Consider the following 25,530-nt stretch of genomic DNA (forward strand, 5'->3'; position numbering starts at 1 on the left):
GAGCAGACGGACATGCACTTTTTCAAACGCGCGCCCCTCCTCCTCACCCTCTTGGTCGTTGGCTTTGCCGCGCTGCCCGCGATGGCGCAAACGCTGTTTTCCCCGGCGATTATCGTCAACGATGCGGTTGTCACGAATTATGAGCTCGACCAGCGGCTTAAATTCCTGCGCTTGCTGAACCAACCCGGCAATATCGAGGATGAAGCGCGCCAAGGTCTGATCGACGACCGCCTGCGCCTTCAGGCTGCCGATGCGCTTGGTATCGAAGTCACGGAAGAGCAGATCGCAGAAGGCATGTCTGAATTTGCGGGCCGTGCAGAACTGACAACGGAACAATTCATTCAGGCCATCGGTCAAGGTGGCATTGAAGAACCCGCGTTCCGCGACTTCGTGAAAGCCGGTATTGCGTGGCGCGAAGTCGTCCGCACCCGCTTTGGCCCCCGTGTTCAAATCACTGAGTCAGAAATCGACCGCGCCCTCGCCCTGTCAAGCAATGCAGGCGGCGTGCGCGTTCTGCTGTCCGAGATCATCCTGCCCGTCACCCCCGCCAATGCAGCGGCCCAACGTCGCCGGGCAGAGCAGATCAGCCAGATATCGACCCTACCCGCCTTCGCATCCACTGCGCGAAGCGTATCGGCGGCCCCGTCGCGCGGTCGTGGCGGACGGATCGACTGGGTTCCGATTGGCAACCTGCCCCCAGCGATCCGCACACAAGTCCTGACCCTCAGCCCCGGCGAGGTTTCGGACCCGATCGATATTCCGAACGGCATCGCGCTGTTCCAGCTTCGCGCGATTGAAGAAACCGGCGCGCCGGAACAAAACACTGTCTCGGTCGAATACGCCGCGTATTACATCCCCGGCGGTCGCAGCGAACAGGCGCTCGGCCAAGCAAGCCGCATCCGCGACCGGGTCGATACCTGCGATGACCTATACGGCGTCGCAAAGGATCAGCCGCCCGAAGTTTTGGAGCGTGACACCCTGCCAACCGCCGAAATCCCCGGCGACATTGCGATGGAACTTGCCAAGCTTGACGATAACGAGGTTTCGACAGCCCTCACCCGCGCAGGTGGCGATACGCTCGTCTTCCTAATGCTGTGCGGTCGGGTCAGCGAACAAGCCGCCGACATTTCGCGGACGGATCTGCGCCAGCGCCTCACCAATCAACGTCTTGCGTCCTACGCCGATAGCTACCTCGCCGAATTGCGGGCCGAGGCGACCATCGTAACCCCATGAGCCAAGCGCCCATCGCGCTGACCTGCGGCGAACCTGCCGGCGTCGGCCCGGAGCTTGCAGTAAAGGCGTGGGAACGGCTGAAAGGGGAGCTTTCGTTCTTTCTGATCGGTGATCCCGCGCATTTGCCGGAGGGCCGCCCGTTCGAGATTATCTCCGACCCCGCCGACGCAGTATCCGTGATGCCGCGCGCCCTGCCGGTTTTGGAGCACCCCTTCCCTGCACAAGCGACGCCCGGAGTACCGGACCCCAAAAACGCCCAAGCCATACTCGACATCATCGCCAGGGGCGTGCAGCTTGCACAGTCCGGCGCGGCCTCCGCCTTGACCACGGCGCCGATCCACAAGAAGGCACTGATCGACGGGGCCGCGTTCAAGTATCCCGGTCACACCGAATACCTCGCCGCGCTGACCGGCGCCGACCGGGTCGTCATGATGCTGGCGAGTCCCGACCTGCGCGTGGTTCCCGTGACGATCCACATCGCGCTTGCCGATGTGCCAGCCGCGTTGACCGAAGACCTCCTGCGCGACACGATCCGTATCACGCACGAGGCGCTGATCCGCGACTTTGCCCTCCCGGCGCCCCGGATCGCCGTCGCGGGACTGAACCCCCACGCGGGCGAAAGCGGGGTGATGGGTCAGGAAGACCTGCGCCTGATCGCGCCTGTTATCGATCAACTCCAATCCGACGGCCTCAGCATAACCGGCCCACACTCCGCCGACACGATGTTTCACGCAAAAGCCCGCGGCCAGTATGACGTCGCGATCTGCATGTATCACGACCAAGCCCTAATCCCGATCAAGACGCTCGATTTCGACCGGGGCGTGAATGTCACGCTTGGTCTGCCCATCATTCGCACATCGCCAGACCACGGAACCGCATTCGACATCGCGGGACAAGGCATCGCCAATCCATCCTCAACCATCGAAGCGCTCCGCCTCGCCGCAGAAATGGCGCAGGCACGCACGGCAGGCCGATGACCGATACCGCTTTCAAAAAATATCCCCGCCGGAGGCATAAAATCTCTTTGACCGGCGCTGCTTGGCAGACGGACGGCCTGAGTATTTTTAGCAAGATGAAACCAAGGGGCGGCGCATGATCGATTCCTTGCCGCCTTTACGAGAGGTCATCGCGACACACGGCCTGTCAGCGCGAAAATCGCTTGGGCAGAATTTCTTGCTGGACCTAAATCTGACCGCCAAGATCGCGCGGCAGGCTGGCGATCTGAGCGGTGCGGACGTGCTAGAGATCGGCCCCGGCCCCGGTGGTTTGACGCGAGGACTGCTGGCCGAGGGAGCCCGACGGGTTCTGGCCGTTGAAAAAGACCCTCGTTGCCTGGCAGCGCTGCGGGAGATTGCGGAGGCTTATCCCGGGCGACTCGAAGTTATCAATGCGGATGCGTTGGACCTGAACGTCGCCGACCACCTTACCGCGCCGATCAAAGTAGTAGCGAACCTGCCCTACAATGTCGGGACAGAGCTGTTGGTACGGTGGCTGACACCGGACAGTTGGCCACCGTTCTGGGACAGCCTGACGCTGATGTTTCAGAAAGAGGTTGCCCAACGGATCGTCGCCCAGCCGGGCAGCAAGGCTTATGGGCGCCTTGCGGTTCTGGCGCAGTGGCGGGCGGAGGCGCAGATCGTAATGACTCTACCGCCCGACGCCTTCACGCCGCCGCCGAAGGTGCATTCATCCGTCGTGCATCTGAAACAGCGGGCGGAGCCGCTTTTCCCCGCCGATCCCGTGCTTCTTGGCAGACTGGTGGCTGCGGCCTTCAATCGGCGGCGCAAGATGTTGCGCGCCGCCTTAAAGGGGTTTGCGCCCGGCATTGAGGATCATCTTATCGCAGCGGGCATTGCCCCGACCGAACGGGCCGAACAGCTTTCGATTGAGGAATTTTGCGCCCTCGCCCGACAGATTGCCGGAACAAGCTGACCGCCCCTCGCCTACTCGGCGGCTTCGGGTGTATCCGGGTTTTGGTCCGAGTTTTGCTGCGGCTCCGATTTCGGTGCGCGCGGCTTGCGCTGACGTTTCGGCTTTGGCGCAGTTTCGGGCGTCTCAACCAAACCGCTGTCACCTTCGCTGGTCACATCGAGCGGCGCTGCATCGGGCTGCGGCGCGTTGGCCGGGTCCTGCTGACGCGGTGTATCCTCGCGGTCATTGCGCTGCTGTTGTTGTTGCGCCTGACGGTCGCGCTGCTGCGCTTCCTGTTCGGCGCGTTTGGCTTCCGCCTCTCGTTGGGCTTCGCCAAGCAATCTTGTGTAATGCTCCGCGTGTTGCTGAAAATTCTCAGCGGCGACACGGTCATTTGCCAGCTGCGCATCACGCGTTAACTGCTGATACTTGTCAATGATTTGCTGCGGCGTGCCGCGCACTTTGCCCTCAGGTCCGGAACTGTCAAAAACACGATTGACGTTATTCCCGGAGGAGGAACGATTGCGGTTCTGCTTGCCGCGCGAACGATTTTTGGATGATCTCATATTTTTACTTCGTAAAGGCCTTGATGTGGCATTTGCCTTAACCGCTACCGCGCCTTGGCGCGAGGTCTTTTGAACCGGGTCAGACTATGTGCTGGCTTACTAACAAGGGGGACCGGAAGTGCGATCACCAGCCTCGTATCCCTGAGTAAACACGACCCGCGCATGGGGGCAAGCAGAATCTACCCGGAATGCGGAAAAACGCCCATTTCCTGTCAAAACGTCGCGGAAAGTCAGCCTAATTGCCCTAAAACTACCCTGTTGTGGCCTGCAAGGTCCTGCTTCACTTCGATCTTCTGAAATCCGGCTTGGCCAAACAACCCGGCAACCAGATCGGCTTGGCCAGAGCCGATTTCGACGATCAACCACCCCTGCGGCGCAAGCACGTTCGGCGCATCGGCGCAGATCGTTCGATAGGCGGCAAGCCCGTCGCCGCCCGGGGTCAGCGCTTCTGCCGGTTCCCAATTGGCAACCTCCGGGGATAGTGCGGCCATCTCCGCTTCGGTGACATAAGGCGGGTTGGACAGGATTAGGTCGACGGGTCCCGTGATGCCTGACAACCAGTCACCGGATTGAAACGTCGCGCGATCCGCCACACCAAGGGCTGTGGCATTGCGGCGGGCCACATCCAACGCCGCTTTCGACGCATCAACGCCGAGGCCGGTTGCGCTGGCACGCTCCGCCAGAACAGACAAAAGAATGCAGCCCGACCCGGTGCCAAGGTCGAGCACTCTGTCCCCCGGACGGGATAGCGCGGCTTCAACCAGCAGTTCCGTCTCAGGCCGTGGATCGAGCACGTCGGGCGTAACAATGAAATCCCGCCCGAAAAACGCGCGACGCCCGGTGATTTGGGCGACGGGCTGGCGGGCTTCGCGTGCCGTGATCGCCTTGTTGAACCGATCCAGCGCGGTATCAGGCATGTCGTCCGGCATCACCAAAGTCAGCCGGTCGCGGGAAATCCCTAACGCATGGGCCAGCAGAACCCGTGCATCCCGCGCCGGATCATTCACACCCGCCGCGCGAAGGCGCTGCACTGCATCCCGCAGCGCATCCTGCGCCGTGGTCATGCGCCCATCTCGGCCAGTTTGCTTGCCTGATCGTCGGCGGTCAGCGCGTCGATCACCTCATCCAAATCGCCCTGCATCACTTGATCAAGCTTGTAGAGCGTGAGGTTGATCCGATGGTCGGTCATGCGCCCTTGCGGGAAATTATAGGTGCGGATGCGTTCCGACCGGTCGCCGGAGCCAACCTGTGCCTTCCGGTCGGCGGCGCGTTCGCTGTCGACCCGCTGGCGCTCCAGATCGAACAGCCGTGTCTTTAGAACCTGCATCGCGATTTCACGGTTCCGGTGCTGGGATTTTTCGGAACTGGTGACGACGATGCCGGACGGGATATGCGTGATCCGAACCGCGGAATCGGTCGTGTTGACGTGCTGCCCGCCTGCGCCGGAGGATCGCATCGTATCGATCCGCAAGTCGTTGGGATCAATTGCGATATCAACATCTTCGGCTTCTGGAAGAACGGCGACGGTTGCGGCTGACGTGTGGATACGTCCGCCGGACTCCGTTTCAGGCACACGCTGCACCCGGTGCACGCCGGATTCATATTTCAACCGCGCAAACACGTTGTCGCCTTGGATATTGGCCACAACCTCCTTGATGCCGCCAAGCTCTGTCGCGCTTTCTTCAAGCACGGTAAAGCGCCATCCCCGCGCCTCGGCGTAGCGTTGATACATCCGAAGCAGATCACCTGCGAACAGCGCCGCCTCCTCCCCGCCGGTGCCGGGCCTGATTTCGATCAACGCAGGTCGGGCGTCTGCCGCATCTTTCGGCAATAAGGCGAGTTGCAGCGCGGCTTCCTCATCCGGCAGACGTTGGCGAAGCCTGGGTAGCTCCTCCTCCGCCAGTTCGCGCATTTCGGGATCAGCCAGCATCGCCTCGGCGTCTTCCAAATCGGAAAGCAATTGACGGTAGCCCGCGATTTGTTCGACAACCGGTTTCAGCTCCGAATATTCGCGGGCGAGCGTCGCTATCTCAGCCCCTGATGCACCCTCGGCCATCTTAGCCTCAAGATACTCGAATCGTTCCGTGATCTGGGTGAGCTTTTCTGTGGGAACCATGCTCCCCAATCCCTCAAACGCGTGATTTGGTCAAGGGGCTGTGGCGTGCTATGATTCCTGCATGACACGTCTGATCGTTCTTTTTGCCTGCCTTGCGGGCCCCGTTTGGGGCGACGTCAATCAGGGTGGGCGCACCATCGATTGCTACTGCACAGACAAGGTCGGGGCGCGGGTCGAGTTGGGCGAAGAAATCTGCCTGTTCGTCGATGGACGGGCCTTCATGGCGCGGTGCGAGATGTCGCTGAACAATCCCATGTGGCGCGAAACCGGGCGGGCCTGCGTGTCGTCAAAGCTCCAACCGCCGATGCAAAGCGTCAACCCAGCCGCTGATCCGGGCGGCATTGACGCCGAGATCTGACGCCCCAAACCGCAAACGCCCGTGAATGGTCAGCGAGGTTGTTGCCGCGCTCTCCGTGGCCGATGCTGTCGTTAAATCAGGAAACCCGATAACGCGCGACCGGGTGGCGTAGGTTACCATACCCTCCTCCGGTGATCCGGCGAGCCGCTTTGTTCTCGGCGAGGTCAGCGCGACCGCATCAAACGCCTCAAGCAACTGCGCGGCGGGGATGTCATACTCCGCCCGAAACGCCGCATGGCCTGCGGTGACGTCAAACACTTCTCCGCTCGGCGCATCGGCCGGAATATCCAAAGCGTGGTGCCATCGGTCGGGGTGGAGCGGCGCAAGCCGCACATAGGCAACCGCCGCACAAAAAAGCAGCAGAAGCACACCAATAGTCTTTAGAATCATTACGTTAAGCCCTTATCGCATCCCAACGCCGGGCAGCAGGCAGAGCATTTCATAGACAAGGTTCGCCCCAACCAGCGCCGTGTTCCCAGACGGATCATAAGGCGGCGAAACCTCTACCAAATCGCCCCCGACGATGTTCAAACCCTGAAGCCCCCGCAGCAGTTCCATCGCCTGCGGAGTCGTCAACCCGCCAATCTCGGGCGTTCCGGTGCCGGGGGCATAGGCGGGATCAAGGCTGTCGATGTCATAGCTGATATATATCGGGGTTGCGCCGACTTCCGCGGCGATGCTGTTCGATAACGTATTCAATGGCTTATGCCAAAGCTCCCGCGCTTGGATGACGTTGAATCCCCACCCTTTCGGATCGTCGAAATCACCGCCAGTATAGCCCGTGCCCCGCAGCCCGATTTGCCAGACTTTCTTAGGGTTCAATAGCCCTTCTTCATAGGCGCGACGAAAGACGGTTCCGTGCGCCTCTTTTTCTCCGAACATATGATCGCCGACGTCCGCGTGGGCATCGACATGAACCAGCGCGACCGGGCCGTGCTTCTTTGCGATGGATCGCAGGATCGGCAAAGTCAGCGTATGATCGCCGCCAAGGGTCAGCGGCGTGACGCCGTGCTTCAACATCGCATCGTAATATTCTGTTATTATTGAGATAGTCTTGCCGAGATTGAACGTGTTGATCGGCACATCGCCAAGGTCAGCGACCTGGAGGTGATCGAAAGGCGCGGCACCCGTCTGCACGTTGTAGGGCCGGATCATCGCGCTTTCGGCGCGGATCTGTTTCGGGCCGAACCGCGTGCCGGATCGCCAGCTTGTTCCGATATCGATGGGCACGCCGATGATTCCGACATCCAGCCCCTCTGGCCCATCCGCTTGTGGCAATCGCATAAAGGTGTTCGGCCCCGAAAATCGGGCGAGGTCATTGCCGCTGATGGGTTGGTTGGGCATCTTAGAAGCCTCACATAGTCGATTGTATCCAAACGAAATTCATACAGGTAAGGCCAGCTCTACCGTGCGGGCAAAGAAACTCGCCCCGACTGGCGCGACATCGTCGTTGAAGTCATAGGCCGGGTGGTGCAGCCCTGCGCTTTCGCCTTGGCCGAGGAATAGATAGCACCCCGGTCGGCTTTGTAGCATGTAGGAGAAATCCTCCGCCCCCATCTGCTGCCCGTCGTTGCCATCGACGGCCGCGTCGCCCGAAACCCGCTTCGCGACATCGACGGCGAAGGCTGTGCGATCCGCATCGTTGATCGTCGCCGGATACTGCTGATCGTAGATCAATTGCGCCTCAACCCCATACGCCGCCGCCTGCCCGGCGACGACCTCTTCCATCCGGCTTTCGATCAACTCCCGCACGCCGGTATCAAATGACCGGACCGTCCCACCGACAAAGGCGGTTTGCGGCACGATATTCTCCGCCGAACCGGTATGTATCTGAGTCACCGAAATCACCAGATCATCGGTCGCGAGGGTGTTTCGACTGACAATCGTCTGAATAGCGCTGACGATCCCGACCGCCGCCACGATCGGATCACGGGTCTGGTGCGGATACGCGCCGTGCCCGCCCTGCCCGGTGATGTGAATTTCGAACGTGTCGACCGCCGCCATGATCGGCCCCGGCGTGGTGATAAAACGCCCGACATCTTCGTTTGGCAGGTTGTGAAGGGCATAAACCTCCTCAACCTCGAACCTGTCGAACACGCCTTCGTCGACCATCACGCCAGCGCCCCCGCCGTTTTCTTCGGCGGGTTGAAAGATCAGCGCTACGCGCCCAGCGAAGTTGCGGGTTTCAGCAAGGTAGCGGGCCGCGCCGAGCAACATCGCGGTGTGCCCGTCATGACCGCAGGCATGCATTTTTCCTGGGATGGTTGAGGCATGGGGAACGCCCGTCACCTCCTCAATCGGCAGGGCGTCCATATCGGCGCGAAGGCCAATCGTGCGCCCCGGTTTCTGGCCATTGATGATGGCAACGACACCTGACGTTGCGATCCCTTCGTGGATTTCATCAACTCCGAATTCACGCAACCTTTCAACAACATATGCCGCAGTCTTATGGCAATCGAACGCCAGCTCCGGGTGCTGATGCAGATACCGGCGCCATGTTTTCATATCATCGGAGAAGTCGGCAATACGGTTGACGACGGGCATGGTGGACTCCTGAACACACGCGTGACTAACTAGCACAAAGCCTTCCTTACCTGCGGACAAGATGCAATGACGAATGATTCCGACGCCCTTGTGAACGATCCAAACGGCGGCGTTCCGCGCCTACTGGAAATCATGCGACGCCTGCGCGACCCGGATACTGGTTGCCCCTGGGATGTCGAACAGGATTTCGCATCAATCGCGCCCTACACCATCGAAGAAGCCTACGAGGTTGCCGACGCGATTGAGCGGAAGGACTGGGCGGATCTGGAAGGCGAGCTTGGCGATCTGCTGCTGCAAACCGTCTATCACACGCAGATGGGCGAGGAATCCGGGCTGTTCAGTTTTGACAGCGTAACCCGCGCGATTTCCGATAAGATGGTCGCCCGCCATCCGCATGTCTTCGGCGATGAAAGCCGTGACAAGTCCGCCGACCAGCAAACCCGCGATTGGGAAAAGATCAAGGCGGCGGAGCGTGCGGCGAAGGCGGAACGCGGCACGCTTGAAGGGGTCGCCATCGGCCTGCCCGCCCTGTTACGTGCTGTAAAGCTGCAAAAACGCGCCGCTCGCGTGGGGTTTGACTGGCCCTCAACCGATCAGGTGGTCGATAAAATCGTCGAAGAATCCCGCGAGCTTGCCGAAGCACGCGAGAGTTTGTCACAGGTCGAGGTTGAGGAAGAGTTCGGCGATCTGCTGTTCGTCATCGCCAATCTGGCGCGGCATCTGAAAGTCGACCCCGAAGCCGCCTTGCGTGCCGCCAATGCGAAATTCACAATGCGGTTCAATGCAGTAGAGGCCAAACTTGCAGAACGCGGTAAGACGCCGGAACAGTCCGATCTTGCGGAAATGGACGCGCTTTGGGAGGAGGTGAAAATCGAGCAAAGAAATTCCGACTGAAAAAATCAGGTATTGACCCGACTAAAATTGTCAGGGATATGGAGGGCAGCAACCAAAACCTCGGAGTAATCATGTTTGCACGACTGAAACCCGCCCTTTTCGCATCCGCCGCAATGGCTGTGGCTGCGCCCGCACTCGCTGACGAAGTGAACGTATACTCCTACCGCCAGCCCGAGCTGATCGCGCCGCTGACGGATGCGTTCACCGCCGAGACTGGAATCGACGTCAACGTCGTTCACCTGAACAAGGGGATGGTCGAGCGTCTTCAGGCAGAGGGTGACCGCTCCCCTGCCGATCTGGTCTTTACGGTCGATATCTCGCGTCTGAACGCGGTTGTTGAGGCCGGGCTGACGCAACCCGTTGAATCCGAAGCGCTGAATGAAAACGTGCCAGAGCAATATCGCGACCCCGACGGCCACTGGTTTGGCCTGACGACCCGTGCGCGCGTCGTTTATGCCTCCAAAGACCGCGTTGCGGATGGCGAAATCACCACCTACGAAGATCTGGCCGATCCGAAATGGCAGGGCCGTATCTGCACCCGCTCCGGTCTGCACCCCTATAACGTCGCGCTGACCTCTGCCGTGATCCATCATCACGGCGAAGAAGTGGCGCGCGAATGGTTGCAGGGCGTTCGCAGCAACCTCGCCCGTTCGCCCGAAGGCAACGACCGCGCGCAGGTCAAGGCGATCTGGGCCGGCGAATGCGACATCTCCTTGGGCAACACCTATTACATGGGAAAAATGCTGTCGGATGAGGAACAGCGCGAATGGGCCGACAGCGTTCGCATCGTCTTCCCGACCTTTGAAAACGGCGGCACGCACGTCAATGTGTCCGGTGTTGCGATGACGGCGGCTGCGCCGAACGAAGAAAATGCGCTGAAACTGATGGAATTTCTGACCTCGCCCGAGGCGCAGGAAATCTATGCCGAGGCGAACTTTGAGTACCCGATCGCCGAAGGCACCGAGGCCGTCGATCTTGTGAAGGGTTGGGGCGACTTCACCGCCGATGACGTCAACCTGATGGACCTCGCAAAACTGCGCGCCGACGCGCTGCGCCTGACGGAAGAAGTTGATTTCGACGCAGGCAGCTAAGCCACTCACGGCAACCGACCCAAGCCCTCGCCGGAAACGGCGGGGGCTTTTTCTTTGGCGGCTCAGCAACGGGCCGCTTGGCACGTTCGGCACCGCTGGACATCCGCCCGCCGCTCCTCCACTTTCGGCGCGAACGCGAAAAGGACGGACATGCCCCGCAAGATCATTATCGATACCGACCCCGGACAAGACGACGCGGTCGCCATTCTGCTGGCCCTCGCCAGCCCCGAAAACGTTGAGGTTCTGGGGATCACCGCAGTGGCGGGCAATGTCCCCCTGCCCCTGACCCAGAAAAACGCCCGCATTGTCTGCGAACTTGCCGGAAAGCCGGAAACCAAGGTGTTTGCTGGGTGCGATGCGCCGCTTGAACGCACGCTGGTGACGGCAGAGGAGGTTCACGGCAAAACTGGGTTGGACGGCCCCGCCATGGCCGACCCGACGATGCCGCTACAGGATCAACACGCCGTTGATTTCATTATCGAAACCATGCGGAACGAACCTGCGGGCACAGTTACGCTGTGCCCAATTGGGCCGCTGACCAATATTGCGACCGCCTTTAACCGCGCGCCCGACATCAAGGCCCGCGTGCAGGAAATCGTTCTGATGGGCGGCGGCTATTTTGAGGGCGGCAATGTGACCCCGGCGGCGGAGTTCAACATCTACGTCGATCCGCAAGCCGCCGATATCGTGCTGCGCTCTGGCGTGCCGATCACGATGATGCCGCTTGATGTCACGCACAAGGCACTGACCACCCGCGCCCGGATCGAAGCGTTCCGCGGCATCGGAACCGAAGTCGGGCGCATGGTTGCCGAGTGGACAGACTTTTTCGAACGCTTTGACATAGAGAAATACGGATCAGACGGTGCGCCACTACATGACCCGTGCGTCATCGCATGGCTGATCCGGCCAGAGCTGTTTTCAGGCCGCCACGTCAATGTTGAGGTCGAGACGTCATCCGATCTGACGATGGGAATGACCGTCGCCGATTGGTGGCGCGTCACCGACCGCGCCCCGAACGCGATGTTCATCGGGGATGTCGATGCGGATGGCTTCTTTGACCTGCTGACCGAAAGGCTCGCCCGGCTATGAATATGCTTCACCTCGCGGGGCAGGATGACCGCGCCGTCCTGCTGGCCTTGGTCGAAAAGTTTCACGCCTGGGGCAATCTTCAAACCACTGCGGATGACCGGGCTGCAGCAATTGATCTGCTGTTTTCGGGCGACGTACAGGCGGCGGCTTGGCTGATCGGGCCGCGCCGGGCGCCGGTCGGGTATGTCGCAGTGTCGTTTGGGTTTTCGATTGAGCTTGGCGGGCGCGATGCGTTTCTGGACGAATTCTTTATCCGCGAAAGTGTGCGGGGCCGCGGGATGGGCAGTCAGGCGCTGATGACGCTGGTGCCGATGCTACGCGACATGGGCGTGAAGGCGCTTCATATGGAAGTGGATCACGACAACCCCAAAGCAATGAAGCTCTATCAACGGGCCGGGTTCAAGGCGCGGTCAGAGTATTTCCTGATGACGCGCACCCTGTAAAACCGGGCGCAGCACGCCTATCTCGGAGGGAAGGAGACTTTGATGACGCTCACCATCCCATTCGACAACAGCTACACCCAGCTTGGCGACCGGTTCTTTGCCCGACAATCCCCGACCCCGGTGACAGAGCCATCGCTCGTCACGGTGAATGAATCGCTGGCCGAGGCGCTTGGGATCGACCCAGACGCCCTGCGCACGCCTCACGGTGTTGCGGTGCTGGCCGGGAACGCCCGCGTCGATGGGGCAGAGCCGATTGCACAGGCTTATGCGGGTCACCAGTTCGGCAACTTCGTTCCACAGCTTGGCGATGGTCGGGCGATCCTGCTTGGCGAAGTGATCGATGCAGGCGGTGTCCGGCGCGATATTCAGTTGAAAGGCGCTGGCCGCACCCCGTTTAGCCGTGCAGGCGACGGGCGCGCGTGGCTTGGCCCAGTGCTGCGGGAATACGTGGTGTCCGAAGCGATGCACACCCTTGGCATCCCCACGACCCGCGCGCTTGCTGCTGTCAAAACCGGCGAGGCTGTGGTGCGCGAAAAGCCATACCCCGGAGCGGTTCTGACGCGCGTTGCCTCATCGCATATCCGTGTTGGCACGTTTCAGTTCTTCGCGGTCCGGGGCGATGCCGAAGCGGTGCAGATGCTGACCGACCATGTGATCCGGCGGCACTACCCTGACGCAGACGGCGCACTGGATCTGCTGAAAGGCGTGATCCGGCGGCAGGCCCGGTTGATCGCGCAATGGATGGGTGTGGGCTTCATTCACGGGGTGATGAATACCGACAATTGCCAGATCGCAGGCGAAACCATCGATTACGGCCCGTGCGCCTTTATGGACCGCTACCACCCCGCCACCGTCTTTTCATCAATTGATCGGCAGGGGCGCTATGCCTATCAGAACCAGCCCGACATCGCGGTCTGGAACCTCGCGCAACTCGCGACGAGCTTGCTGCCTCTGATCGACGAAAACGAAGAAGCCGCCGTCGAGGCCGCGACCGAAGCCGTGCATGAATTCGGGCCATTGTTCCGCGACGCATGGCTTGGCGTGTTCCGCGCGAAAATCGGGCTGACGAACGCTGAGGATGGCGATGGCGCGCTGATCGGCGGGCTGCTCGACCGGATGGCCGAAGGTGATGCGGATTTCACCAACACCTTCCGCGCGCTCGGGTCGGGACGGGAACGCGACCATTTCACCGACCCCGCCGGCTGGGACCAATGGGCCGCAGGCTGGCACGCCCGCCTAGCCCGCGACGGCAGCAGCGAGGATGAACAGAAGGCGCTGATGGCCCGATCAAACCCCGCCCTCATTCCGCGTAATCACCGGGTTGAGGAATTGATCCAAGCCGCTGTCCAGGGTGATTTCGCGCCGTTTGAGCGATTGAACCGGGTATTGTCGGACCCGTTCGCAGTTCAGCCGGATGCCGAAGATTTGCAGCGGCCGCCGCAGCCGGATGAGGAAGTGTTGCAGACGTTTTGCGGAACGTAGGGCGCCGTGCGTGTAGCTAGTGCCGGAGCCTCCGGCGGGGATATTTTCGGAAAATGGTGAGAGGGCTGCGCTATTTCGATTTCGGGCGCCGGTCGGATTTGCGGAAGAAGCGGCGGTTGTTTTCGATGAAATCGGCGAGCTGCCCGGCGAGGCCGGTGCGGCGGCGATAGCGCAGGTAGGCGTAGCCTGCGCTCGCCCCGATGATTGCGCCGATCACATCGACGATCAGGTCATACATCGTATCGATAAGGCCGGATTTCTGCATGTTGAGGCCGAAGATCTGGTCCATGCCGAATTCGAAAATCTCCCAGATCGCGCCCACTGCTACGGCAAAGCAGAACGCCATAAAGGCGATGGCCCATGAGGGCGCGGCGTAGCGGTCACCTTCGAACAACATGAACATGAAAATCGAACCGATCAGGCCAAACCCGACGGCGGAACCGGCGTGCAGCACCATATCCCACCACCAGAAACGTTCGTAGAAATCGTAGGCTTCGCCCAGAAAAATGGTGCTGAAGATGAAGGCGACGACCATTGCGAAAAAGGTGACTGGCAGGCGGATACCGAACCGGTTGGCGAAGAACACCGGCAGCAGCGACAGGATGAAGGTTGCGATGGCCAGATAGACCAGCGACCAGTTGCGTTCGATCACCGCACCGATGCCCGCGGCGAGTAGCGCGAACCAGATCGCGTAGACCAGATAAGAGTGGCCGCGCAGGTTGTCGAAGGTGAAGCGTCGTATGGGCATCTTTCAATTCACGCTATTTCGCATATATCGATGACATGCCACTCCGTGTTGCAAGTTACAATATTCGCAAATGCGTCGGCCTTGATCGCAAACGCGCGCCGGGGCGGGTCATCGACGTGATGAACGGGCTGGATGCGGATGTGATCGCCGTTCAGGAAGCCGATCGCAGGCTGGGAGCGCGGCCAGCCGCCCTGCCCCGTGACGTGATCGCCGCCGATTCCGACTTTGAGCCGGCAGCGCTTGCCGTCAATGGGGTCAGCCTTGGCTGGCACGGGAACGCGCTGCTTCTGCGCAAGGGCATGGCCCTGAGAGACACGGCGCGGATCGACCTGCCGGGGCTGGAACCCCGCGGGGCGGTATTGGCAGAGATCGACAGCGATGACGGCCCGGTTCGGATCGTCGGCCTTCACCTTGGATTGATCCGCCGCTACCGGCTGCAGCAACTCGCCGCGGTTCGCGCGGCGCTGGCCCGCCGGGACGAGATGCCGACGATCATCCTGGGCGACTTCAATGAATGGACCCCCGACCGCGGGATGGAGCCGCTGGAGGGCGCGTTTACCGTCCACTCCCCCGGAATGAGCTTTCATGCGGCCCGCCCCGTTGCCGGGCTGGACCGTGTCGCGCTGTGCAACCGGGTCGCGCTTCGCGACGCGGGGGTCGTCGAAACCCCGGTGTCGAGCGTTGCGTCCGACCATCTGCCGATCTGGGCGGACCTGGCAATTTCCGAAACACCCGCGCCTCCGTCCGACTAAACCCTTCCCGGTTCTGCAACACCCTCGGTAGCCATCGCGATCACGGTGGTTCCGGCGGTCGTCGCCCCGTGCTAGGACGACGACAGTAGGAAGGGACCGCGCATGAACCTGTTGCAGATTACGTCGCTCCTGATCGTGCTGGCGGGCGCGTTCGGGGCCATCAACTACCTGTTCCTGAAACTGCCGAGCGCCATCGGCATCCTGATCGTCGCGCTGTTCGCATCGCTCGCGCTGATGGGGCTTGACCTGATCGTTCCGTCGCTTGGCATGGCGGATATCGTGCGCGAGCAGGTGACCGGCATCCATTTTTCCGAGGCGCTGCTGGAAGGCATGCTGGGCCTTCTGCTGTTCGCGGGGGCGCTTCACGTGCGCCTGGCGGACCTTCGCGCGGAATGGCGGGCGGTCTTCCTGATGGCAACGATCGGTGTCGGGCTGTCGACGGCGATCGTCGGCGTCGGCTTCAGCTGGATCACCGGATTCCCCCTGCTGATCGCGCTGGTATTCGGGGCGCTGATTTCACCGACGGACCCGGTCGCGGTGCTGGGCGTCCTGAAAGAAGCCAACCTGCGGAAATCGCTTGAAACCAAGATCGCGGGGGAATCGCTGTTCAACGATGGCGTCGGCTATGTCGTTTTCCTCGTCCTCGTGGGCCTCGCCTTTCCCGGAGACGACGGCCACGCCGCGGGCCTTGGCGATGCGGTCAAACTGTTCCTGCAGGAAGCGCTTGGCGGCGCGCTGCTGGGTGGCGCTCTCGGCTGGCTGGTGTTCCGGGTGATGCGGCGGATCGACGACCCGTCGCTTGAGGTGCTGATTACGCTCGGCCTCGCCTTCGGGGGGTATGAGCTTGCCGTCTGGCTCCATATCTCCGCGCCGATCATGGCGGTCGTCGCGGGGCTGTTCATCGGGGATGTCGGCATGAAACACGGGATGAGCGAGGAAACCCGCGAATATGTCGATGCCTTCTGGAAGATGATCGACGAAATCCTGAACGCGGTCTTGTTCCTGATGATCGGGTTCGAGGTCTTCGCGGTCGCCTTCACGCCGGATGCGCTGATGGCGGGGGTCTTCGCGATCGCACTCGCGTTGGTAGCGCGTCTGGCGGCGGTGGCGGTTCCCGTGCTGCTGCTGCGCCCGTTCCGCACATTTTCGCCCGGCACCATCCCGATCATGACGTGGGGCGGGCTGAAAGGTGGGATCTCCGTCGCGCTGGCGCTGAGTATGCCGGACAACGAATGGAAACCCCTTATCCTGACGGCGACCTACGTCGTTGTGCTGTTCTCGATCATCGTGCAGGGCCTGACCGTGCAGCGTGTCGCGATGCGCCTTGGCCGGGAACCGGAATTGATGTGACAACCGCCCAAAATCGCCGACTCTGACAAAGCCTGTCGATTTTTCCCCATGTTTGCTCCGCTACAGTGTAGAAAGGTGCATTGGATAGTGTGTGGGGAGAGAATTTATGAGCTTGATGAAGACACTTGCAAAGGTTGCGATTGGCGTCGCGCTGGCCAAAGGAGCGAGCACGATGATGAAAAAAGGCGGGCAAGCCCGCGGGCAGACATCCGACGGTGGGCTGTTCGGCGGGGAACATTCGCCGCGTGAACGGGCGCAGCAACAAGGCACCGGCCTTGAGGATATGATGGGATCGATCCTCGGCGGCGGATCTTCGCAAGCGGGCCAGCGCAGCGCGCAGCAAAGTGGCGGCGGCGGTGGGCTGGGCGACCTTCTGGAACAGCTTGGCGGCGGCGGTGGTCGCGGTGACGCGGCAACGCGCGGCGGCGGCGGTCTGAACGACCTTCTCGGCGGTTTGGCTGGCGGTGCGGCAGGTGGCGGCCTTGGCGGGCTTCTGGAAAGCCTGACCGGCAAGGCGCAGGCGGAAAAACCGGGCGGCAGCTTCGGCGATATGCTGAACCAGACGTTTGAACGCGGTGAGCCACCTCAACAACCCACCCCCGATCAGGAAGCCGCAGCCGGTCTATTGCTGCGCGCAATGATCCAAGCCGCGAAATCCGACGGCAAGATTGATGCTGCGGAGAAGAAAAAACTGCTCGACAATCTGGGTGACGTTTCAGCGGCCGAGCGGGATTTCGTGAACAACGAAATCGCAGCACCCATCGATATCGACGGCCTTGCCCGGCAAGTGCCGCGCGGAATGGAGCAGCAGGTTTACATGATGTCCGTCATGGCCATCGACCTCGACAATCAGAACGAGGCGAAATACCTGCATCAACTCGCCTCAGCAATGGATATCGGCCAGCGCGACGTGAACGCGGTTCACGCGCATCTGGGCGCGCCGCCGCTTTATAGCTGAGCGTGCGACATGAAACGGAAAAGGCGCCCCTCGCGGGCGTCTTTTTTATCGACCCTATGGAGCCGTTCCCGAAAATCGACTACACCCGCCCAACACAAGACACGACCACGGCGAGGAGCCTATGACCGGGACAATCATTGAACGCTGCGAGGCGAAAGGCCTTCGGATGACCGAACAACGCAAGGTCATCGCACAGGTTTTGCAATCCGCCGACGATCACCCCGACGTGGAAGAGGTTTTTACCCGCGCCGCAGCACTTGATCCGAAGATTTCGATTGCCACGGTTTATCGCACGGTGAAATTGTTTGAAGAGGCTGGCATCCTCGATAAGCTTGAATTCGGCGACGGGCGCGCCCGATATGAGGCGGCGGATCGCGACCATCACGATCATCTGATCGACATGAACTCCGGCGAAGTGATCGAATTCGTCGACCCCGAGATTGAAGAACTGCAAGACCGCATCGCCCAGAAGCTTGGCTATCGGCTGATCGGTCATCGGTTGGAGCTTTACGGCGTTCCGTTGAAGAAGGGCTAGGCCCGGCGAATACGCCTTTCTCTTTCCCGGACATTGCGATACGCCATCGGCATCCCCACGGTTTTCGGAGCCTTTCGATGGACAATACCCGCGGCATTCTTCTGATGGTCGCCGCGATGGCGGGCTTTGCCATCGAAGATATGTTCATCAAATCCGTCGCTGAGGTTATGCCAATTGGCCAGATCATCATCGCCCTTGGCGCGGGCGGTGCGCTTGCCTTCGCCATTGTCGCGATCCGCAAGGGTGATCCGCTGGTGTCACGCGATCTGCTTTGCACGCCGGTTATCCTGCGAAACCTGGCGGAAATCGTCGGTACCATCGGCTTTGTCACGGCAATCGCGCTGACCCCCCTGTCAAGCGCATCGGCGATTATTCAGGCAACGCCGCTTGTCGTCACGCTGGGTGCCGCGCTGTTTCTGGGGGCCGAGGTTGGCTGGCGACGGTGGAGCGCGATTATCGTCGGCCTCATCGGTGTTCTCATCATCATCCGCCCCGGCCTTTCGGGGTTTGAACCTGCTTCGCTTTTCGCCGTGCAAGCGGTTATCGGGCTGGCGATCCGCGACCTTGCGACCCGCGCAGTTCCGCCCGGCATTTCAAGCGTCAAGCTATCGGCCTATGGGTTTGCGATGCTGATCCCGACCGGCACGGTGCTGCTGCTGGTGATGGAACAGTCGATGGTGACACCGACGCCAGGCGTCACTGCGGCCCTATGCGCGGGGATATTGGTCGGGGTCTTCGCCTACTACGCGATCACCGCCGCGATGCGGGTCGGTGAAATCGCCGTTGTGACCCCGTTCCGGTATACCCGGCTGATCTTTGCGCTGATAATCGGCGTGACCGTGTTCAATGAACGGCCAGACGCGTGGACGCTGATCGGCGCGGCAATCATCATCGCGTCGGGCCTTTACACGCTGACGCGCGAACATCGGCTTCAGCGCCGGTCGCGCCAAGTGTCACCTTAACGCCGTTATCGCTAACAGGGCCCATTTGAAATTCCTGACCTGCCTGCTATAGACGCGCCAACCCGAGTCTCAACAAGGACCAGATCATGAGCATTATCCTCGACATCCACGCCCGCGAAATCCTCGACAGCCGGGGCAACCCCACCGTCGAAGTTGACGTGATCTTAGAAGACGGAACGCTTGGCCGCGCCGCCGTGCCATCCGGCGCATCGACCGGCGCTTATGAGGCCGTTGAAAAGCGGGACGGCGACAAGGGCCGGTATCTGGGCAAAGGTGTCCTGGAAGCTGTTGAGGCCGTGAACGGCGAAATCGCGGATATGCTGATCGGCTTTGACTCGACCGAACAAACCGCCATCGACACCGCGATGATCGAACTTGACGGAACCGACAACAAGGGCCGTCTGGGTGCGAACGCGATCCTTGGCGTATCGCTTGCCGCGGCGAAGGCGGCCGCGGATTTCACCATGCAGCCGCTTTACCGCTATGTCGGCGGCACCTCGGCCCGCGTTTTGCCTGTTCCGATGATGAACATCATCAACGGCGGTGAACATGCGGACAACCCGATCGACATTCAGGAATTCATGATTATGCCGACCGCCGCGGCCAATATCCGCGACGCGGTTCGCATGGGGTCCGAAGTTTTCCACACGCTGAAAAAAGAACTCTCCGCTGCTGGTCATAACACCGGGATCGGGGATGAGGGCGGCTTTGCCCCGAACCTGAATTCGACGCGCGACGCGCTGGATTTCATTCTGAAAGCCATCGAAAAGGCCGGCTACGCACCGGGCGAAGACATCCACCTTGCGCTGGACTGCGCAGCGACAGAATACTTCAAGAACGGCAAGTATGAGCTTGCGGGTGAAGAAAAATCCCTGTCCTCGCCCGAAAACGTCGACTACCTCAAGGCGCTGGTTTCGGACTATCCCATCATCTCGATCGAAGACGGGATGGACGAGGATGACTGGGACGGCTGGAAGCTGCTTACCGACGCGATTGGCGATCAGGTGCAACTGGTTGGGGATGACCTGTTCGTTACGAACCCGGCCCGCCTTGCTGACGGGATCGAAAAGGGTTGCGCCAACTCGATGCTCGTGAAGGTTAACCAGATCGGCACCCTGACAGAGACGCTGCAGGCTGTCGATATGGCCCACCGCGCCCGCATGACCAATGTGATGAGCCACCGTTCGGGTGAAACCGAAGACGCTACCATCGCTGACCTTGCCGTCGCGACGAATTGCGGGCAGATCAAGACCGGCTCGCTCTCGCGCTCTGACCGGCTGGCGAAATACAACCAGTTGATCCGAATTGAGGAAATGCTGGGCGATACGGCGGAATACGCTGGGCGCAGCATTCTGCGCTAGGAACCCCCACGATTTCTCACGTCTGCGCCCCGGTCGCGCAGACGTGAGCAACCAACCACACAAACGTGCTATACTGCCCGGCAAGAGGCCGATGCCTCTGCGCCGGACAGTGACGTCCAGCCAGCATAGATTGCTCGGCCCCGCTTGAAACTTGTTTCTAAGGGAGTCTGAGCATGGTCAAGACCATCGGAAATCCGCTATCGTGGGGGGCGCAAACGGTTGGCGCCGCCGCAAATCATCTGGGATCCGCCATCGGAAAGGTGCGACGCCCAGACGCCACCGAAATCACGGAAATGCCCGTTGTGAACACAATCGGCACAGAGGATTTGCGCATCGCGCTTCGCAAGGGGTTCGACGATTTCGGCGCGTTTCGCAGTGATGTGCTGGTGATTTGCTTCCTCTACCCTGTCGTCGGAATGTTACTGATCTGGTTCGCCTTTGATCGCGCGCTATTGCCGTTGCTATTCCCGCTGATGTCAGGTTTTGCCCTGATCGGCCCGGTCGCAGCCGTCGGCCTGTATGAGATGAGCCGCAGGCGAGAGGCCGGGCAAGATGCAAGCTGGGCCGACGCGTTCGGGGTGCTGAAGTCACCATCACTCGGCCCGATTATCATGTTAGGGCTGTATTTGCTGGCGATCCTGCTGGTCTGGCTGTTCCTCGCAAACCTGATCTACGCCGCGACGCTGGGGCCTGAGCCGCCAGCCTCTATCGGCGTCTTCCTGACGGAGGTGCTGACCACAGTGGCCGGATGGGCGATGATCCTGTTGGGCTTCGGCGTCGGCTTCATCTTCGCGCTTGCCGTGCTGGCGATCAGCGTTGTGTCCTTCCCGCTGCTGATCGACCGTCAAGTCGGGCTGGCGGTTGCGGTTGTCACCTCAACCCGCGTGCTGTCGCAAAACCCGCGCACAATCTGCATCTGGGGCATGATGGTCGCTGCAGGACTGCTGATCGGGTCTATTCCGCTGCTGCTGGGGCTGATTGTCATCATGCCGGTTCTGGGTCACGCGACGTGGCATCTTTATCGGCGGGCGGTCAGCTAGGGATCACTCGCCGAATGTCTCCTCAACAATGATCGTGAGGTTGGGGAGCGTGACAGCGGTTTTCGGGCGGTTCTTCCTGGTTTCGACATAGCGCCGATCAAACGGCAAACAGCGATAGCCGCATAGCTGCCGGGCGACCTGCTTTCCATGATCCACAAACCACATCCGCCCGCCCGGTGTCGCGATATAGCCGTTCTGTCGATTGGCAAAATCCCCCTCCATATCCTGTTCGGATGGGTATTCGTTCAGGCTGTTCGGATCAAACGCGGCGTGTGTGTGGTAGGACGCGAAAACCTGCCCCGATGTCGGTCGGATTGGCAGGCAAGAATGCGTCCCGCCCTTTTCCGGCGGGGTCGCGTGCAAATTTCCCTGCGCGTCGTAGTAGAGAAACCCGCAATATTCGCGGTTCACGTCAACGGAGCGGACGTTCAACTCTTCAAACACGTCAAAGGCGAACTGATGCTCCAACGCGAACCGCTCATACCCGTTGCCGAGCTTTTGGCCATCTTTCGCGATCGCGGGGGATAGGCCGAGGGCGATCAGGCAGGCCGCAGCCTTCAATCGTTGCTTCACCGGTTTCCCCTCCTCTTCGCCACCGATGCGGAGTGTAGCGGCATCGCGCGACAAAGATCAAATCGCGCCTACTTGCGGCGCCCCTTCGGCGCGCTTTTGCGCCCACCGCCAACCGCGGCCCGCACGCCTGTCGTTCCCGGAGCGGATGTCGGCAACCCTTTCGCCACCCGCACGGCGAGGTATGCGAACGCCTGCGCCTCAAGCATATCGCCGTTCAGGCCAGCGTCTTCGACCGGCGCAACTGGGCAATCCATCAACACGGCCAGCATCGCCATCAGCGTCGGGTTTTTGCGCCCGCCGCCCGTCACCAAGACCCCCTCGGGCGGCACCGGACAATGTTCCAGTCCGCGCGCGGCGGATGCGGCGGAGATTGCCGTCAGCGTCGCTGCGGCGTCAGCGTCTTCAAGCACCGCGACCTGCTCTGTCAAATCGGGGAAATCGTTGCGATCAAGCGATTTCGGCGGCATCCGGTAGAAATAGGCGTGTTCAAGGAAATCCTCGACGATCCGTTCGTCCACCTCTCCGGTTTCGGCAAGCGCTCCGTCGGAGTCGTAGCTGCCAAGCCCGCGCTGGCGCATCAGATCGTCAATCGGTGCGTTGGCTGGGCCGGTGTCAAAGGCAAGCAACGCGCCCTCATCCTCCGGCGCTGCCTTTCGGGGGTCCACCCAAGTCAGGTTGCCGACGCCGCCGAGGTTGACGAACGCGAGCGGCTTTTCCGCCTCCATCCACTTTGCGCAGGCGAAATGAAAGAACGGGGCGAGCGGCGCACCCTCGCCGCCCATTTCGATATCATTGCTGCGGAAATCCCAAACGACGGGGGTTTGCAAGACCTCGGCCAGCACGCGCCCATCACCCGCCTGATGCGTGCCGCGCCCGTGTGGATCGTGGGCGAGGGTTTGGCCGTGAAAGCCGATCAGTTCCGCATCGCCGAACTGGGACAGAACCTCCGCATGGGCGGTTTCGATGGTTTCGGCGGCTTCTTCAACGCCCGGCTCGCCCTGCCAGCGGCCCAGCGCGTCGGCTATGACGGCTTGCTCTTCCGGGGTGTAGGGGCGGTAATCGCTTTCGCCAAATTCAAGAATACTGTGCCCGTCCGTGCGCAACAGCGCCGCGTCGACCCCATCCAGCGACGTTCCAGACATAGCGCCCAGCGCCCAAACCACGTCGGTTTTCAACATACACTTCCCCTTCTTCGCCCGCCCCGATATACCCCAAGTCGGAACCATCAACCACGGATAAAATGCGATGACTTACCACCCCAAATCCGACTTCCTGCGCGTGATGATCGAGCGCGGCTTCCTGGCCGACTGCACCGATTATCAAGCGCTGGACGAAGCGCTGGTTGAGGGTGTTGTTCCTGCCTATATCGGGTTCGACGCGACGGCACAGTCGCTGCATGTTGGATCGCTCATCCAGATCATGATGCTGCGCTGGCTGCAAAGGACCGGTCACAAGCCGATCGTCCTGATGGGTGGCGGCACGACCAAAGTGGGCGATCCATCGTTCCGCGCCTACGAACGCCCGCTGCTGACGCCGGATATGATCGAAGAGAATATCGCGGGCATAAAGAAGGTATTCGCCGCCTATGTCACGTTCGGTGAGGGCGAGACGGACGCGCTGATGCTGAACAACGCGGAATGGCTGGACGATCTCAACTACCTCGATTTCCTGCGCGATATTGGGCGGCATTTCTCCGTCAACCGGATGCTATCGTTTGAAAGCGTGAAATCGCGGCTCGACCGCGAACAATCGCTGTCGTTCCTCGAATTCAACTACATGATCCTTCAGGCCTACGATTTTCTTGAGTTGAACCGCCGCTACGGCTGCCGGCTTCAGATGGGCGGGTCGGACCAGTGGGGCAATATCGTCAACGGGATCGACCTGACCCGGCGCGTGCTGGACCACGAAATTTTCGGGCTGACGTCCCCCCTACTGACCACATCGGACGGCAAGAAGATGGGCAAGTCGCAAGACGGCGCGGTTTGGCTGAACCCGGATATGCGCCGCCCCTATGATTTCTGGCAATTCTGGCGCAATACTGACGACGCGGATGTTGGCCGGTTCCTGAAGCTTTATACCGAGTTGCCATTGGACGAATGCGAACGCCTCGGCGCGCTTGATGGGGCCGAGATCAACGACGCCAAGGTCCGCCTTGCGAATGAGGTCACGACGCTCGCCCACGGTGCAGATGCCGCCGCCGCCGCCGAAGCAACCGCGCGCGAGGTGTTTGAAAAGGGCGGGATCGGGGATGATCTGCCGACGTTGTCCCTTAGCAGCGAAGATATCGGGGACGGGATTTCCGTCGTCCAACTGATCGTGCGCGCGGGGCTTGCGAAATCGGGCAAGGACGCGAAACGCCTGATCGCCGATAACGGAGCCAAGCTTGACGACGCGCCGCTGGTCGATGCGGGGCTGGTCTTCCACACCGAAGATCTGGGGCAGGCGCGGAAGCTATCCGCCGGGAAAAAGCGGCACGCGTTGGTGGTGTTGAAAGACTAGGCAGGGAAGTTCCGCCTAGTTCAGCATCCACTGCCCATTCGGGAAAAACGCGTGGAAGGCAAACGCGAACATGACGTCATGGGGCACGTCGCGCCCCTGCCCGTCGCGCACGCGGATCGTTCCCACATCGCGCCCATCCGCGATCTTGTCGGTATCGAGCGCTGAGGCTTGGCCGGCTGTCCAATCGATGGTCAGGCCCGCTTCGGTGACTTTCTGAGCCTCCCGCAGCCGCGACACCGGCCATGCCCGATCACCAACCCGCACGACCCGCGCAAGCGCCGGAATGTCATGCGGCGGCATCTCACCCGAATAAAGGAATGGCCGGGTGGAGCTGTCGTAGTTCCGATAGGGGTTGCGACCATAGGGTCGGTTTGAGGCAGGTTCAGCCATCACAGCACCGCCGGGGTTGCGGGCCTTGAACTGACCGAAACTCTCCATCCATGACGGAAGCTGGGTCAGTTCCTTACCGTTAAACTCCCCCACGATCCCGGTGCCTATAGCTTGTTGCCACCAGCTTTCGGTCTGGCGGTCATACATCACCATGTCGGAATTCCGCAGCTTGCCTGACACACCGAATTCCAGCACCTTCCCATCAAGCCGCCGGTCGAACGTCATGCCTGAGTTGCAAAGCGGGCAGAAGGTGACGGCAATCGGAACACCGCCGACGGTATCGTTGACGATCTCATGCCATGTCAGATAGCGCAGCGGATATGCGCGGGGCGTTTCGCCGGCGATTTCGACGGTGATGACAGGTTCCATGTCGGGGATGTCGGTTTCGGTGACAACAGGGATAAAGTTCGGCCCCGTGATCGCCGGAATACCGTCTTTCGGCGGACCCCCATCAAGGATTTCACCCCAATTACTGACGCTGGAGTTTTCGAAATCCGTATCAGGCCATTCGCTGCGCCAACGGTCGGGATTGGCGCTTGCCGCGGTCATCAGCGCAAAGACGCACAGCGCCGCTACGGTCATCAAGGGGATCAATCGCATGGGGCACCTCCTCTGCCATCTGAAACCTGACAGAC

Annotated in this window: 27 protein-coding genes; 17 read left to right on the forward strand and 10 right to left on the reverse strand. The window is 60.9% G+C overall.

All coding sequences use genetic code 11. The features are described from left to right. The first annotated feature begins 12 nt into the window (after positions 1 to 12). From ACEWPJ_RS09445 to rsmA, 3 genes are all read left to right on the forward strand, one after another. A complete protein-coding gene (locus tag ACEWPJ_RS09445) occupies positions 13 to 1,233 on the forward strand; it encodes a peptidylprolyl isomerase (RefSeq protein WP_416512699.1) in 1,221 nt (406 codons plus the stop codon). Next, complete coding sequence (gene pdxA / locus ACEWPJ_RS09450; RefSeq protein WP_416512701.1) at positions 1,230 to 2,210, forward strand: 4-hydroxythreonine-4-phosphate dehydrogenase PdxA; 981 nt, start codon at positions 1,230 to 1,232, stop codon at positions 2,208 to 2,210. The genes ACEWPJ_RS09445 and pdxA overlap by 4 nt, the downstream gene beginning before the upstream one ends. A 115-nt stretch (positions 2,211 to 2,325) precedes the next feature. Beyond that, positions 2,326 to 3,165 (forward strand): 16S rRNA (adenine(1518)-N(6)/adenine(1519)-N(6))-dimethyltransferase RsmA, encoded by an 840-nt coding sequence (gene rsmA, locus ACEWPJ_RS09455; protein WP_416512703.1) that lies wholly within the window; start codon positions 2,326 to 2,328, stop codon positions 3,163 to 3,165. An 11-nt stretch (positions 3,166 to 3,176) separates the two neighbouring features. Here the strand turns inward: rsmA and ACEWPJ_RS09460 are convergent, their stop codons facing one another. The 3 genes from ACEWPJ_RS09460 to prfA all read right to left on the reverse strand — a co-directional run bounded on the left by ACEWPJ_RS09460 (position 3,177) and on the right by prfA (position 5,826). Then, a complete protein-coding gene (locus tag ACEWPJ_RS09460) occupies positions 3,177 to 3,710 on the reverse strand; it encodes a DUF4167 domain-containing protein (RefSeq protein WP_416512705.1) in 534 nt (177 codons plus the stop codon). 230 nt (positions 3,711 to 3,940) lie between these two features. Continuing rightward, entirely contained in the window at positions 3,941 to 4,774 is an 834-nt protein-coding gene (gene prmC, locus ACEWPJ_RS09465; RefSeq protein ID WP_416512706.1) for a peptide chain release factor N(5)-glutamine methyltransferase, read from the reverse strand. Then, the gene (gene prfA / locus ACEWPJ_RS09470) at positions 4,771 to 5,826 is read right to left on the reverse strand and encodes a peptide chain release factor 1 (protein WP_416512708.1); all 1,056 of its coding nucleotides are present in this window, start codon (positions 5,824 to 5,826) and stop codon (positions 4,771 to 4,773) included. Before prfA ends, prmC begins: the two co-directional genes overlap by 4 nt. Positions 5,827 to 5,887: 61 nt before the next feature. Here prfA and ACEWPJ_RS09475 point away from each other — a divergent pair, with 61 nt between their 5' ends. Beyond that, positions 5,888 to 6,184: a hypothetical protein gene (locus ACEWPJ_RS09475; RefSeq protein ID WP_416512710.1), complete on the forward strand. Its 297-nt coding sequence runs from the start codon at positions 5,888 to 5,890 to the stop codon at positions 6,182 to 6,184. Here ACEWPJ_RS09475 and ACEWPJ_RS09480 read toward each other — a convergent pair. From ACEWPJ_RS09480 to ACEWPJ_RS09490, 3 genes are read right to left on the reverse strand one after another with little or no spacing between them, the layout of a single operon-like run. Next, positions 6,113 to 6,574: a DUF1499 domain-containing protein gene (locus ACEWPJ_RS09480; protein WP_416512711.1), complete on the reverse strand. Its 462-nt coding sequence runs from the start codon at positions 6,572 to 6,574 to the stop codon at positions 6,113 to 6,115. The genes ACEWPJ_RS09475 and ACEWPJ_RS09480 overlap by 72 nt on opposite strands. 12 nt (positions 6,575 to 6,586) lie before the next feature. After that, positions 6,587 to 7,528: an agmatinase gene (speB, locus tag ACEWPJ_RS09485; protein ID WP_416512713.1), complete on the reverse strand. Its 942-nt coding sequence runs from the start codon at positions 7,526 to 7,528 to the stop codon at positions 6,587 to 6,589. 39 nt (positions 7,529 to 7,567) lie between these two features. Beyond that, positions 7,568 to 8,728, reverse strand: coding sequence for a M20 aminoacylase family protein (locus tag ACEWPJ_RS09490; protein ID WP_416512715.1), 1,161 nt, complete (start codon positions 8,726 to 8,728; stop codon positions 7,568 to 7,570). 66 nt (positions 8,729 to 8,794) lie between these two features. On the opposite strand from ACEWPJ_RS09490, the gene mazG reads away from it, so the two are divergent. The 5 genes from mazG (at position 8,795) to ACEWPJ_RS09515 (ending at position 13,727) form a co-directional block, all read left to right on the forward strand. Continuing rightward, positions 8,795 to 9,622, forward strand: a complete 828-nt coding sequence (gene mazG / locus ACEWPJ_RS09495; RefSeq protein WP_416512717.1) for a nucleoside triphosphate pyrophosphohydrolase — start codon at positions 8,795 to 8,797, stop codon at positions 9,620 to 9,622. 71 nt (positions 9,623 to 9,693) lie between these two features. Beyond that, positions 9,694 to 10,713, forward strand: coding sequence for a Fe(3+) ABC transporter substrate-binding protein (locus ACEWPJ_RS09500; protein ID WP_416512718.1), 1,020 nt, complete (start codon positions 9,694 to 9,696; stop codon positions 10,711 to 10,713). A 150-nt stretch (positions 10,714 to 10,863) separates the two neighbouring features. Beyond that, positions 10,864 to 11,802 carry a nucleoside hydrolase gene (locus tag ACEWPJ_RS09505; protein WP_416512719.1) on the forward strand — a complete coding sequence of 313 codons (939 nt, stop codon included), beginning with the start codon at positions 10,864 to 10,866 and terminating at the stop codon, positions 11,800 to 11,802. Beyond that, entirely contained in the window at positions 11,799 to 12,245 is a 447-nt protein-coding gene (locus tag ACEWPJ_RS09510) for a GNAT family N-acetyltransferase (RefSeq protein ID WP_416512721.1), read from the forward strand. The genes ACEWPJ_RS09505 and ACEWPJ_RS09510 overlap by 4 nt, the downstream gene beginning before the upstream one ends. A 42-nt stretch (positions 12,246 to 12,287) precedes the next feature. Further along, positions 12,288 to 13,727, forward strand: coding sequence for a protein adenylyltransferase SelO (locus ACEWPJ_RS09515; RefSeq protein WP_416512722.1), 1,440 nt, complete (start codon positions 12,288 to 12,290; stop codon positions 13,725 to 13,727). A 70-nt stretch (positions 13,728 to 13,797) separates the two neighbouring features. On the opposite strand, the gene ACEWPJ_RS09520 is transcribed toward ACEWPJ_RS09515, so the two are convergent. After that, on the reverse strand, positions 13,798 to 14,475 hold the full coding sequence (locus ACEWPJ_RS09520; protein ID WP_416512724.1) for a hypothetical protein: 678 nt from the start codon (positions 14,473 to 14,475) through the stop codon (positions 13,798 to 13,800). Positions 14,476 to 14,510: 35 nt separating this feature from the next. Between ACEWPJ_RS09520 and ACEWPJ_RS09525 the strand changes: the two genes are divergently transcribed. From ACEWPJ_RS09525 to ACEWPJ_RS09555, 7 genes are all read left to right on the forward strand, one after another. Beyond that, a complete protein-coding gene (locus ACEWPJ_RS09525; RefSeq protein ID WP_416512726.1) occupies positions 14,511 to 15,227 on the forward strand; it encodes an endonuclease/exonuclease/phosphatase family protein in 717 nt (238 codons plus the stop codon). 102 nt (positions 15,228 to 15,329) lie between these two features. After that, positions 15,330 to 16,577, forward strand: a complete 1,248-nt coding sequence (locus ACEWPJ_RS09530) for a cation:proton antiporter (RefSeq protein ID WP_416512728.1) — start codon at positions 15,330 to 15,332, stop codon at positions 16,575 to 16,577. Between the two features lie 106 nt (positions 16,578 to 16,683). Further along, entirely contained in the window at positions 16,684 to 17,535 is an 852-nt protein-coding gene (locus ACEWPJ_RS09535) for a tellurite resistance TerB family protein (RefSeq protein WP_416512729.1), read from the forward strand. 121 nt (positions 17,536 to 17,656) lie between these two features. Next, a complete protein-coding gene (locus ACEWPJ_RS09540) occupies positions 17,657 to 18,070 on the forward strand; it encodes a Fur family transcriptional regulator (RefSeq protein ID WP_416512731.1) in 414 nt (137 codons plus the stop codon). Positions 18,071 to 18,147: 77 nt separating this feature from the next. Further along, entirely contained in the window at positions 18,148 to 19,032 is an 885-nt protein-coding gene (locus ACEWPJ_RS09545) for a DMT family transporter (protein WP_416512732.1), read from the forward strand. Between the two features lie 86 nt (positions 19,033 to 19,118). After that, positions 19,119 to 20,393 carry a phosphopyruvate hydratase gene (gene eno / locus ACEWPJ_RS09550; protein ID WP_416512734.1) on the forward strand — a complete coding sequence of 425 codons (1,275 nt, stop codon included), beginning with the start codon at positions 19,119 to 19,121 and terminating at the stop codon, positions 20,391 to 20,393. A gap of 173 nt (positions 20,394 to 20,566) precedes the next feature. After that, positions 20,567 to 21,433 carry a DUF2189 domain-containing protein gene (locus ACEWPJ_RS09555; RefSeq protein ID WP_416512736.1) on the forward strand — a complete coding sequence of 289 codons (867 nt, stop codon included), beginning with the start codon at positions 20,567 to 20,569 and terminating at the stop codon, positions 21,431 to 21,433. A gap of 3 nt (positions 21,434 to 21,436) precedes the next feature. Here the strand turns inward: ACEWPJ_RS09555 and ACEWPJ_RS09560 are convergent, their stop codons facing one another. Together ACEWPJ_RS09560 and ACEWPJ_RS09565 are read right to left on the reverse strand one after the other, a co-directional pair. Further along, positions 21,437 to 22,006, reverse strand: coding sequence for a DUF4329 domain-containing protein (locus ACEWPJ_RS09560; protein ID WP_416512737.1), 570 nt, complete (start codon positions 22,004 to 22,006; stop codon positions 21,437 to 21,439). 68 nt (positions 22,007 to 22,074) lie between these two features. Then, positions 22,075 to 23,184 carry an anhydro-N-acetylmuramic acid kinase gene (locus ACEWPJ_RS09565; protein WP_416512739.1) on the reverse strand — a complete coding sequence of 370 codons (1,110 nt, stop codon included), beginning with the start codon at positions 23,182 to 23,184 and terminating at the stop codon, positions 22,075 to 22,077. Between the two features lie 67 nt (positions 23,185 to 23,251). Here ACEWPJ_RS09565 and tyrS point away from each other — a divergent pair, with 67 nt between their 5' ends. Further along, the gene (gene tyrS / locus ACEWPJ_RS09570) at positions 23,252 to 24,505 is read left to right on the forward strand and encodes a tyrosine--tRNA ligase (protein WP_416512741.1); all 1,254 of its coding nucleotides are present in this window, start codon (positions 23,252 to 23,254) and stop codon (positions 24,503 to 24,505) included. A 15-nt stretch (positions 24,506 to 24,520) separates the two neighbouring features. Here tyrS and ACEWPJ_RS09575 read toward each other — a convergent pair whose 3' ends face one another. Beyond that, positions 24,521 to 25,495, reverse strand: coding sequence for a DUF3179 domain-containing protein (locus ACEWPJ_RS09575; RefSeq protein ID WP_416512742.1), 975 nt, complete (start codon positions 25,493 to 25,495; stop codon positions 24,521 to 24,523). Between the last annotated feature and the right edge of the window lie 35 nt (positions 25,496 to 25,530).

Source organism: Aliiroseovarius sp. YM-037 (genome assembly GCF_048060095.1).
Taxonomy (GTDB): domain Bacteria; phylum Pseudomonadota; class Alphaproteobacteria; order Rhodobacterales; family Rhodobacteraceae; genus JBLUOA01.

Coding starts and splice junctions, on each gene's coding strand:
- ACEWPJ_RS09445 (WP_416512699.1), top strand. CDS start 13: ATGCACTTTTTCAAACGCGCGCCCCTCCTCCTCACCCTCTTGGTCGTT.
- pdxA (WP_416512701.1), top strand. CDS start 1,230: ATGAGCCAAGCGCCCATCGCGCTGACCTGCGGCGAACCTGCCGGCGTC.
- rsmA (WP_416512703.1), top strand. CDS start 2,326: ATGATCGATTCCTTGCCGCCTTTACGAGAGGTCATCGCGACACACGGC.
- ACEWPJ_RS09460 (WP_416512705.1), bottom strand. CDS start 3,710: ATGAGATCATCCAAAAATCGTTCGCGCGGCAAGCAGAACCGCAATCGT.
- prmC (WP_416512706.1), bottom strand. CDS start 4,774: ATGACCACGGCGCAGGATGCGCTGCGGGATGCAGTGCAGCGCCTTCGC.
- prfA (WP_416512708.1), bottom strand. CDS start 5,826: ATGGTTCCCACAGAAAAGCTCACCCAGATCACGGAACGATTCGAGTAT.
- ACEWPJ_RS09475 (WP_416512710.1), top strand. CDS start 5,888: ATGACACGTCTGATCGTTCTTTTTGCCTGCCTTGCGGGCCCCGTTTGG.
- ACEWPJ_RS09480 (WP_416512711.1), bottom strand. CDS start 6,574: ATGATTCTAAAGACTATTGGTGTGCTTCTGCTGCTTTTTTGTGCGGCG.
- speB (WP_416512713.1), bottom strand. CDS start 7,528: ATGCCCAACCAACCCATCAGCGGCAATGACCTCGCCCGATTTTCGGGG.
- ACEWPJ_RS09490 (WP_416512715.1), bottom strand. CDS start 8,728: ATGCCCGTCGTCAACCGTATTGCCGACTTCTCCGATGATATGAAAACA.
- mazG (WP_416512717.1), top strand. CDS start 8,795: ATGACGAATGATTCCGACGCCCTTGTGAACGATCCAAACGGCGGCGTT.
- ACEWPJ_RS09500 (WP_416512718.1), top strand. CDS start 9,694: ATGTTTGCACGACTGAAACCCGCCCTTTTCGCATCCGCCGCAATGGCT.
- ACEWPJ_RS09505 (WP_416512719.1), top strand. CDS start 10,864: ATGCCCCGCAAGATCATTATCGATACCGACCCCGGACAAGACGACGCG.
- ACEWPJ_RS09510 (WP_416512721.1), top strand. CDS start 11,799: ATGAATATGCTTCACCTCGCGGGGCAGGATGACCGCGCCGTCCTGCTG.
- ACEWPJ_RS09515 (WP_416512722.1), top strand. CDS start 12,288: ATGACGCTCACCATCCCATTCGACAACAGCTACACCCAGCTTGGCGAC.
- ACEWPJ_RS09520 (WP_416512724.1), bottom strand. CDS start 14,475: ATGCCCATACGACGCTTCACCTTCGACAACCTGCGCGGCCACTCTTAT.
- ACEWPJ_RS09525 (WP_416512726.1), top strand. CDS start 14,511: ATGCCACTCCGTGTTGCAAGTTACAATATTCGCAAATGCGTCGGCCTT.
- ACEWPJ_RS09530 (WP_416512728.1), top strand. CDS start 15,330: ATGAACCTGTTGCAGATTACGTCGCTCCTGATCGTGCTGGCGGGCGCG.
- ACEWPJ_RS09535 (WP_416512729.1), top strand. CDS start 16,684: ATGAGCTTGATGAAGACACTTGCAAAGGTTGCGATTGGCGTCGCGCTG.
- ACEWPJ_RS09540 (WP_416512731.1), top strand. CDS start 17,657: ATGACCGGGACAATCATTGAACGCTGCGAGGCGAAAGGCCTTCGGATG.
- ACEWPJ_RS09545 (WP_416512732.1), top strand. CDS start 18,148: ATGGACAATACCCGCGGCATTCTTCTGATGGTCGCCGCGATGGCGGGC.
- eno (WP_416512734.1), top strand. CDS start 19,119: ATGAGCATTATCCTCGACATCCACGCCCGCGAAATCCTCGACAGCCGG.
- ACEWPJ_RS09555 (WP_416512736.1), top strand. CDS start 20,567: ATGGTCAAGACCATCGGAAATCCGCTATCGTGGGGGGCGCAAACGGTT.
- ACEWPJ_RS09565 (WP_416512739.1), bottom strand. CDS start 23,184: ATGTTGAAAACCGACGTGGTTTGGGCGCTGGGCGCTATGTCTGGAACG.
- tyrS (WP_416512741.1), top strand. CDS start 23,252: ATGACTTACCACCCCAAATCCGACTTCCTGCGCGTGATGATCGAGCGC.
- ACEWPJ_RS09575 (WP_416512742.1), bottom strand. CDS start 25,495: ATGCGATTGATCCCCTTGATGACCGTAGCGGCGCTGTGCGTCTTTGCG.